Here is an 8564-nt window from a genome sequence, read left to right on the forward strand (position 1 = left end):
TTAGCCACTTCGCTACTCCTCCGAAAGGTTTTAATCAACCTGACTTAGTTATAATACAAAAAATAACTAAAAAATGCAAGTGGTAATTTCAATTTTTTTTACAGAAATTTTAGTCGTGCAAATTATGCTGTAATAAAATCGCTTCTACCGCTAAATCAAGCGATTTATACGCACCTAAATCTTCTTCTCCTAAAAAGGCTTCATAATTTTTTTCACCCATTGTCAAAATTTCGCCAATGATTTTTTTACCAATCAATAATTGATTCACAGTATAATTTTTACCTTTAATATCTTTTTTTATTTCTTCTACTTTAACTTCGATATCTTTTTTCTTTATCAAACTTCTCACCTCGCTAAAGTATTTTATCACATTCTTTTCTGCTTGGGTATAAAAAGGAAACGAAATACCCAAACAAGACCATTATTAACGTTAGTTTTCCAACCAGCTAGCTAAAATGGGATTATTCGGGTATTTGTTATTCCTTCTTTAATCGTTTACAGTATTTGTTAAAACTGCAGCAGTCACCAAATAACCAGCAGCACTAAGAACTTCTTTTACCGTTTCAACATTTCGACTTTGAACTTGAATTTCAACAATGGTTGCCAGCTCCATACGATTAACCACAATAGTTAAAATACTAAAATTATGTTCAGCTAAAAGCTGTGTAATTTCAGCTAAAATTCCCACGTGATCTTCTGAGATTTGTAGTGTCACCCGCGTGCCGCCATCGTTGTAACCTGTAATTTTTAAAAAGGCAGCAAAGATATCATTATTGGTGATGATGCCTTTAATCGTATCACCTTCAACTACTGGTAAGACCGCAATCTTATTGGTACGCATTTTATAAATGGCATCTTCTAATAATGCATCTGGGGCAATAGTTAAAACATTTTTTTCCATGACATCGCCGACTGTTGTTTTATTCAATAAATAATTTGTTTCATAAACACTTAAACTAGTAGCTTGTGAAGGCATTGCCGCTTGAATAATTCCTTCTGTAATTAGACCGACTAATTTTTCATGTTTTAAAACTGGTAAACGATGAATATCGTGTTGTTTCATTAAATCAATCGCATCAAAAATTGGAGTTTCTGGTGCTACTACTACTAAATTTTTTGTCATAAAGTCACTAACACTCATTTTTTATCCCCCTAAATATGCCTTTTTCACTTCATCGCTGGCTAATAACTCTTCACCTGTACCGTTTAAAACTACACTACCTGTTTCTAAAACATAGCCGCGGTCTGCAATGGATAAAGCCATTTTTGCATTTTGTTCAATGAGTAAAATGGTGGTTCCTTGTTGCTTGATTTCTTCAATGATATTGAAAATTTCTTTAATAAAAATTGGTGCCAACCCCATCGAAGGTTCATCTAAAAGCAATAGTTCCGGTTTTGACATTAACGCCCTTCCCATTGCCAGCATTTGCTGTTCACCACCTGAAAGTGTCGCGGCATCTTGATTGCGTCGTTCTTTTAAGACAGGAAACTTTTCAAAGACTTGTTCATAGTCATTTTTCACAGCACCATCTTTACGTAAAAAAGCACCCATTTCCAAATTTTCTTGGACAGTTAAACCACTAAAAACATGACGACCTTCTGGCACTTGCGACAATCCTGCCGCTACAATTTTTTGCGGGGGCGTTTTAGTAATAGTTTGTTCATTAAACGTAATTTCGCCACGGCTAGGACGTAACAAACCCGAAATTGTGCGCAAAATAGTTGTTTTACCCGCACCATTTGCGCCAATTAAAGAAACAATTTCACCTTTATTGACTTCAAAGGAAACGTCATGAACCGCTTCTATCACACCGTAATGAACGGTTAAATTTTTTATTTTAAGCATTACATCTCCCCTCCTAAATACGCTTTAATAACACGGGGATCTGATTTGATTTGTTCTGGTTCACCTTCTGCAATAATGCGTCCATACTCCAAGACATAAATGCGTTGGCAAACATCCATAACTAAACTCATATCGTGTTCAATTAAGAGAATCGTAAGTTGGAAGTCTTTTTGAATTTTACGGATCAATTCCGTTAATTCTGCTGTTTCTTGGGGATTCATGCCGGCAGCTGGTTCATCAAGAAATAAAATTTTCGGCTCCGTTGCTAGTGCGCGTACAATTTCTAAGCGGCGTTGTTCACCGTAAGGTAAGTTTTTTGCTAATGTCGTCAATTTCTGATTCAACCCAAAAATTGCCAATAATTCAATCGCATTTTGCTTTAAATTTTCTTCATTGTGATAAAACTTGGGTAAACGTAAAACACTGGTAAAAAAGCCTTCTTGATGTTTGGCATTCATCGCGATTAAGACATTATCTAAGACACTTAAATCTTTAAAAAGGCGAATATTTTGAAATGTCCGCGATAACCCCATTTTAGCAGTCCGATAAGGCTTAATCCCGTTTAATTTTTCTTCTTGTCCATTGGGTGAGAAGAAAACATCTCCTGAACTAGGCTCATAAACGCCAGTTAAAAGATTGAATAAAGTAGTTTTTCCTGCCCCATTTGGACCAATTAAACCGACTAATTCATTCGTTTCTAAAGTCATATTTACATGTGAAACAGCAGCTAAACCACCAAAATTTTTGGTCATATTTTTAACTGTTAATAGAGGCATCTGCATCATCCCCCTTGGTGAATTTTTGCCAAATCTTCTTCACTGAAAACTCCCAAGTTCCTAATAAGCCACTTGGTTTAAAGATCATAATAATAATTAACGCTAGTGCATAGACAATCATTCTCACGTAGCCAAAATCTTGTAAAAACATATTTAAGACGCCTAATACAATGGCAGAAACAACTGCCCCAGTAGTAGAGCCCATCCCACCAAAAACAACAATAATCAAAATATCAATAGATTTCATAAACCCATAATCTTTGGGAAAGACTGATTGTTGGTAACCGGCAAATAAAGTTCCCGCAATACTAGCCGTCACCGCTCCTAATGTAAAGGCGACAACTTTATATTTTGTTGTATTTACTCCCATCGCTTCGGCGGCAATTTCATCTTCTCTAACCGCTAATGTTGCGCGCCCAGGGCCACTGTGAACAAAATTTGAAACGACGAGTAGCGTTAAAACAGCAAAAATATAAACTGTTTCCCACGTCGTAAATGGTAAAATACCAAAAATTCCTGTCGGACCATTGGTGATATCCCGCATATTCACGATTAAAATCCGAATAATTTCAGAAATTCCTAAAGTTGCAATAGCTAAATAATCACCTTTTAGCCGCAACGTTGGGACACCTACCACTAAAGCTACCACACCAGAAATTAACATTCCTAGCACTAAGCCGGAGAAAAAACCACCATAAGTCGGATTATTAATCGACATAATCGCGCCAGAATAAGCGCCAATTGCCATAAAGCCCGCATGCCCTAAAGAAAACTGACCTGAAAAACCGATGATTAAATTTAATCCCACGGCTAAAATAATATTAATCCCAATATTAACGATGATACGATCGGTAAACAATGTTATAACACCGGTATTGTATAGGACTAATAAAACCAGATAGACAAAAACTGCTAAGCCTAACCAGGTTAAATTGTATTTCAAATTCTTTTTCATCCTGGTCACCTACACTTTCTCTTTAATATTCTTGCCTAAAATTCCCGCTGGCCGAATTAATAAAATTAAAATCAAAACTAAGTACACTATTGCATCTTTAAAATCAGAAAAGCCTAATGCGGTAGCAATTGTTTCAATTAAGCCAATCACAAAACCACCTAATGCAGCTCCGGGAATAATTCCAATTCCACCTAAAACCGCTGCTACAAATGATTTTAACCCCGGGGTTACCCCCATCATCGGATCAATGGAGTTGTAATAAAGACCAATTAACATCCCCCCTGCTGCAGCTAAAGCTGAACCGATGGCAAAAGTAAACGAAATCGTCCGATTCACATTAATTCCCATCAGTTGCGCCGCATCAGGATCAACACTTACTGCTCGCATCGCTTTACCCATTTTGGTTTTTTTAACAATCAGTTGCAATAAAATCATCAAAATTACCGACACCACTAAAATCAAAACTTGAATATTGCTGACTTTAATAAAGCCCAAACTGTATGTCGTCCGCTTAATTACTTGCGGAAACGCTCGTACATCCGGACTAAAGAAGAAAATCATCACATTTTGTAATAAATAAGAGACCCCAATCGCCGTAATTAAAGCTGCGATTCGCGTTGATTTTCGCAGTGGGCGGTAAGCTAAAAATTCAATTACAACGCCTAATGCAGCACTGGCAATCATGGAAATAAATAGGGCAGAAAAAAAGCCCAACCCGCCTAAATTGATTAAAAAATAGCCAATAAAACTCCCAATCATGTACACTTCACCATGGGCAAAGTTAATTAATTTGATGATTCCATAAACCATGGTATAGCCTAGTGCCAATAACGCGTAAATACTTCCTAAAAATAGGCCGTTTATCAATTGTTGAATCACCGTTTCCATCTCATCACATCCATTTATCTTTTAAAAAAAGGCTGAGATAAAAGGCACTGTAGTCAAGATACCGATATTATTCATAGACGTAATTGCTTTAATAATAGCCTATAAATAATTATCTGATCCTTTAACTACAGTTTACTTTATCCAACCTTTCAAAGTTCATATTTACGGATTCACAGTTTCCGCTGAAGTTTCTTTTCCATCCGTTAAACCAAGGACAACGGCCGATTTTTCCGGATTATGTTCTTTATCAATCGTCATTTCACCAGTTACACCTTTAAAGTCTTTCAAGTTTTCCAAACCTTTTTTAATTGCGCTTGAATCCGCTGAACCTTCATCTTCAATTGCTTGTTTTACCATATAAACCGCATCATAAGCTAACGCGTTAAATGAAGATGGTTCTTTATCGTATTTTTCCCTGAAGGCTTTAATAAATGGTTCCACTTTATCTGTTGCAGGAGCTTTAGTTGAGAAGTGACCAGTATAAAATACATTTGAGACATTGTTAGCACCAGCTGTTTCAACTAATTTGGCATCGCCAAAACCATCGGCTCCCACAATTGGGGTATCAATGCCCATTTCCCGTGCTTGTTTAATAATTAAACCGGCTTCTGTGTAATAACCAGGAATATATAAAACGTTGAAATCTTTATCTTTAATTTTAGTTAAGACAGCTTGGAAATCTTTATCGCCTTCGGTAAAGTTTTCTTCCGCTACGATTTCACCTTTATATTCATCTTTAAAGGCTTTGGTTAAACCAATACCATAATCACTGGAATTATCGCCTAAAATAATCGCTTTATCTGCTTTTAAGTTTTCGTGGGCGTATTTCGCTAAAATTTTGCCTTGGAAGCTATCCTGGAAACAAGAACGAAAAGCATATTCTTGCACATTGTTTCCTTGTTTTGTAATCGCGTCATCAGTTCCAGAAGGTGTAATTAATGGTACTTCGGCTTTCGTTGCATTAGGTAAAGCGGATTTTACCGCCCCAGAAGTTGCAGGCCCAATTAAAGCAACGACTTTACTATTTGTCGTTAAATTCGTCGCGACAGTCCCCGCTTCATTGTTATCAGACTTATTATCTTTAGAGATTAAGTCAATTTTTTTGCCATCAATTCCGCCATCAGCATTAATTTGTTCGACCGCTAATTCAATTCCCTCTTTTTCAGCAGTCCCATAAGCTGCAACAGCACCTGACAACTCCATATTCATCCCAATTTTAATTGTGTCGCCTTCTTGTTTATTTCCGCCTGCAGAACCTTCAGTGGCACCGCCTCCTTTTGGCGCTGCACTACACGCAGACAACAATACTAACCCCGCAAACAAAAATACAAATTTCTTCTTCATACTACTCCTCCTCTTTCTTACTCTCACCAAAACTTTCCTTTAAACTTTTCACTTAATTTTCGCCTACTTAATTTTAAACAAGATAAAATTATGGTCTAAAAAATACCAGCTATTTCATCAATTATTGCTAACATGACGATGGTGAATTGGATATGCTATAAAATATACTGAAAATTCAGAATAAAGTCAATAAATTTTCAGAATATTTCGTTAATTTTTGCTATTTTATTTTATTTAATCCTTTTAATAAAACTATTAGGCTTAAACATCATGATGTAACTGATGAAAATTAATTACTCTAACGTATATATCACCACATAAAATAATTTTTTTATTATCTTGTTTTAACAATATTATCATCTTATATTTTTTAAGACAAATAATATCAGAAGAGAATCTTATTTTTAGATAATTATTTATAAAAAGTCCACGCAAAAAAACCTGAATTTCTATCTCACAGCACGATGTCACCAACTTTTAAGCAGGGATCTTTGTCAGATATTATCATTCAGGTTTACATTTATATATTTTCAAACTTCACCTTGTTGTCTGGCGCTAAAATTCATAGCGGCACCAATTAACGGTGCCTGCTTAGGATAGTGACAAATTTTTATTTTAGGCACAAAAGCATCGATTCCTTTTTCTGATAGCTTTTTTAATAGTCGCTGATTAATTTCCTCCAGCAACTCGGCATTTTTCCCAACTATCCCATCACCTGCTAAAACAATTAATTCCGGATCATACAGGAATTGAATATTCCATAAGCCCGCTACCAAATACTCATAAAAATTGTTTACTTCTTCTTTTGCTAACTTATCTCCTGTTTTAGCCAGTGTAAAAACGGCATCGCTATTTTTTTCAGTTGGATCCAACTCCATTCTCTGGCAATAACGAAAGGCCATTTGAGCTGGCGTAGCTAATTCTGAAAAAGTATTCCCGTTATTGAGATACATATAACCAAATTGTCCACTATACAGGTGATTACCTTTGTGTAACTGACCTTTTGTAAACAAGGCTCCTTTAATTTCATCCTCTGCAACCGCAACAAAAGCACTATCTTGCGTATTCTTTGCTGCCCCTAGATAAAACTCTGCCATGGCGGCACAATTAATATCATTTTCAATTGTAACCGGCAAGTGGAATAATTCCTCTAACTCAGCAAAAATATTAAAACCATGTAAATAAGAAATTTCAGTAGCTCCTTCAATTCGTTGTTTTTCTGTGTTCACAATCCCAGGCACAGAAAGAGCAATGCCATTAATTGGCTTTTTTAAACTTTCATAAACCGTTAAAAAATCTTGTTTTAACTGCTCCCACGTCGTTGGTGTCTTAAAAGAGCTTTGTTCTTCAAATTGGCTACCATTCCAATAGCCATGCATGATTTTCTTTTCATTACAGGCAAAAACTAAAAGCATCATTTTTCTTCCACTCCTTTTTTTAGCGTTTTCATTTAAAGTGTAATCAAAAAGCTTAGAAATTTAAAACAAAAGCTATTATAATTAAACCCACACTAAAAAAGAGCAAAAAGTAACATAAATAATCGGCAGTCTATTTTAACCTAAACCTGCAAGTTTCCTACGCTTTTTAATAATCAGGTTGAAAAGCTAGCTTGAAAAGTTTATGCTTAATAATGAAAAAGATTTTGACTGACTTTACATTCATTACATAATAAAGTTGATTTTATTTTAAGGAGAGAAGATGAAAAACAAAGAGAATATCTGGACAGCGATTCCTCTTTTTATGATGGTTGCTTTACTGGTACATATTTTATCAGCACTTATTTTTAATTTAACCTTTCTTTCATTTAGAATGGTCTTCTTCGTTGCCGGTGGTATGCTTTTAGGAACAGTCGTGGCAGTGCTTTTAGATGAAAAATTTAAAAATGAATAGTTTTTTTATATGTGTCGTAATAAAAGAGCCTAAAAGGCTTTTTTTATTTAGAAACTTGTAGCTTTTTTAAGCAATTTAAAATCACGCTTTGTCAGATGTATTTATTCCCCGCCTAATAATAAAATCTGATTTAACTTTAAAAGAAAAGCAATAAGATAATTCAGTGTTCAAAAAATTTATCCGATATTTTTTGAGCGCACCTATTTTAATACGTTTTCTTCTACGCCAGTAAAAAAGAGTAGCGACTAAGTCATCGCTACTCTTTAATGATGATGGTGATGTAAATGTGTTTGTGAATCTGCTGGCTTTTGCGGGTTACGTCGCAGAGAAAATGTCTCCGGCACATAATCTAAACCACCTTTTACAAAAGGGTGACACCGCAGTATGCGCGCAGTTCCCATGATACCACCTTTTAATGCGCCATGTTTTTCCACGGCTTGAATCATATAAGAAGAACATGTCGGATAATAGCGACAACTGGGCGGAAATAACGGGGAAATAAAGCGTTGATAGCCCCTGACTAACCCAATCATTATTTTTTTCATGAAAGCTGTCCTTTCTATTGTATACATTTCATACTGGCAAAAGCATACGTCAATTTTAGCACTGAGACAAGTAAAAAAGGTTCAAGTTATTTAAACTTGAACCTTTTTTAGTATTATCCTAAAATTGTTACCTTTACTTGTCGTCTTCCCCACGCTTCGCATTGTCCGGCAGTTGAAAAGTGAACATCGATAATATTACCTTGAATGGCTGAACCAGTATCGACTGCATAAGCTTCTCCATAACCTTCGACATATAAACGTGTACCTAGTGGAATAACACTTGGATCAACGGCAACAGCCATTGGATTTTCCAATAAATT

General features: G+C 35.6%; 11 protein-coding genes. 1 reads left to right on the forward strand and 10 read right to left on the reverse strand.

Going from position 1 to position 8564, the window contains the following annotated elements; all coding sequences use genetic code 11:
- Nucleotides 1–109: 109 nt before the first annotated feature.
- The 8 genes from RU96_RS12295 to RU96_RS12330 all read right to left on the reverse strand — a co-directional run bounded on the left by RU96_RS12295 (nucleotide 110) and on the right by RU96_RS12330 (nucleotide 7227).
- On the reverse strand, nucleotides 110–340 hold the full coding sequence (locus tag RU96_RS12295) for a DUF2969 domain-containing protein (RefSeq protein WP_071865773.1): 231 nt from the start codon (nucleotides 338–340) through the stop codon (nucleotides 110–112).
- A 147-nt stretch (nucleotides 341–487) separates the two neighbouring features.
- Nucleotides 488–1141: a CBS and ACT domain-containing protein gene (locus RU96_RS12300; protein WP_071865774.1), complete on the reverse strand. Its 654-nt coding sequence runs from the start codon at nucleotides 1139–1141 to the stop codon at nucleotides 488–490.
- A 3-nt stretch (nucleotides 1142–1144) separates the two neighbouring features.
- Nucleotides 1145–1846, reverse strand: a complete 702-nt coding sequence (locus RU96_RS12305) for an ABC transporter ATP-binding protein (protein WP_071865775.1) — start codon at nucleotides 1844–1846, stop codon at nucleotides 1145–1147.
- The gene (locus RU96_RS12310) at nucleotides 1846–2622 is read right to left on the reverse strand and encodes an ABC transporter ATP-binding protein (protein ID WP_071865776.1); all 777 of its coding nucleotides are present in this window, start codon (nucleotides 2620–2622) and stop codon (nucleotides 1846–1848) included. The genes RU96_RS12305 and RU96_RS12310 overlap by 1 nt, the downstream gene beginning before the upstream one ends.
- Entirely contained in the window at nucleotides 2603–3577 is a 975-nt protein-coding gene (locus tag RU96_RS12315) for a branched-chain amino acid ABC transporter permease (protein WP_071865777.1), read from the reverse strand. Before RU96_RS12315 ends, RU96_RS12310 begins: the two co-directional genes overlap by 20 nt.
- A 9-nt stretch (nucleotides 3578–3586) precedes the next feature.
- Complete coding sequence (locus tag RU96_RS12320) at nucleotides 3587–4465, reverse strand: branched-chain amino acid ABC transporter permease (RefSeq protein ID WP_071865778.1); 879 nt, start codon at nucleotides 4463–4465, stop codon at nucleotides 3587–3589.
- Between the two features lie 162 nt (nucleotides 4466–4627).
- The gene (locus RU96_RS12325) at nucleotides 4628–5809 is read right to left on the reverse strand and encodes an ABC transporter substrate-binding protein (protein WP_071865779.1); all 1182 of its coding nucleotides are present in this window, start codon (nucleotides 5807–5809) and stop codon (nucleotides 4628–4630) included.
- Between the two features lie 530 nt (nucleotides 5810–6339).
- Complete coding sequence (locus RU96_RS12330) at nucleotides 6340–7227, reverse strand: ROK family protein (RefSeq protein WP_071865780.1); 888 nt, start codon at nucleotides 7225–7227, stop codon at nucleotides 6340–6342.
- Between the two features lie 280 nt (nucleotides 7228–7507).
- On the opposite strand from RU96_RS12330, the gene RU96_RS12335 reads away from it, so the two are divergent.
- The gene (locus RU96_RS12335) at nucleotides 7508–7699 is read left to right on the forward strand and encodes a hypothetical protein (protein WP_071865781.1); all 192 of its coding nucleotides are present in this window, start codon (nucleotides 7508–7510) and stop codon (nucleotides 7697–7699) included.
- Nucleotides 7700–7962: 263 nt separating this feature from the next.
- On the opposite strand, the gene yidD is transcribed toward RU96_RS12335, so the two are convergent.
- Together yidD and RU96_RS12345 are read right to left on the reverse strand one after the other, a co-directional pair.
- Nucleotides 7963–8244 (reverse strand): membrane protein insertion efficiency factor YidD, encoded by a 282-nt coding sequence (yidD, locus tag RU96_RS12340; RefSeq protein WP_211269918.1) that lies wholly within the window; start codon nucleotides 8242–8244, stop codon nucleotides 7963–7965.
- A 113-nt stretch (nucleotides 8245–8357) separates the two neighbouring features.
- The coding region (locus RU96_RS12345) for a 3D domain-containing protein (protein WP_249024204.1) at nucleotides 8358–8564 on the reverse strand (207 nt) is incomplete at its 5' end.

It is taken from the genome of Enterococcus canintestini (assembly GCF_001885735.1).
GTDB classification, from domain to species: domain Bacteria; phylum Bacillota; class Bacilli; order Lactobacillales; family Enterococcaceae; genus Enterococcus_C; species Enterococcus_C canintestini.

Excerpts from the sequence above, each read along its gene's own strand:
- yidD (WP_211269918.1), bottom strand. The coding sequence starts at position 8,244 with ATGAAAAAAATAATGATTGGGTTAGTCAGGGGCTATCAACGCTTTATT.
- RU96_RS12335 (WP_071865781.1), top strand. The coding sequence starts at position 7,508 with ATGAAAAACAAAGAGAATATCTGGACAGCGATTCCTCTTTTTATGATG.
- RU96_RS12305 (WP_071865775.1), bottom strand. The coding sequence starts at position 1,846 with ATGCTTAAAATAAAAAATTTAACCGTTCATTACGGTGTGATAGAAGCG.
- RU96_RS12330 (WP_071865780.1), bottom strand. The coding sequence starts at position 7,227 with ATGATGCTTTTAGTTTTTGCCTGTAATGAAAAGAAAATCATGCATGGC.
- RU96_RS12300 (WP_071865774.1), bottom strand. The coding sequence starts at position 1,141 with ATGAGTGTTAGTGACTTTATGACAAAAAATTTAGTAGTAGTAGCACCA.
- RU96_RS12315 (WP_071865777.1), bottom strand. The coding sequence starts at position 3,577 with ATGAAAAAGAATTTGAAATACAATTTAACCTGGTTAGGCTTAGCAGTT.
- RU96_RS12325 (WP_071865779.1), bottom strand. The coding sequence starts at position 5,809 with ATGAAGAAGAAATTTGTATTTTTGTTTGCGGGGTTAGTATTGTTGTCT.
- RU96_RS12310 (WP_071865776.1), bottom strand. The coding sequence starts at position 2,622 with ATGCCTCTATTAACAGTTAAAAATATGACCAAAAATTTTGGTGGTTTA.
- RU96_RS12320 (WP_071865778.1), bottom strand. The coding sequence starts at position 4,465 with ATGGAAACGGTGATTCAACAATTGATAAACGGCCTATTTTTAGGAAGT.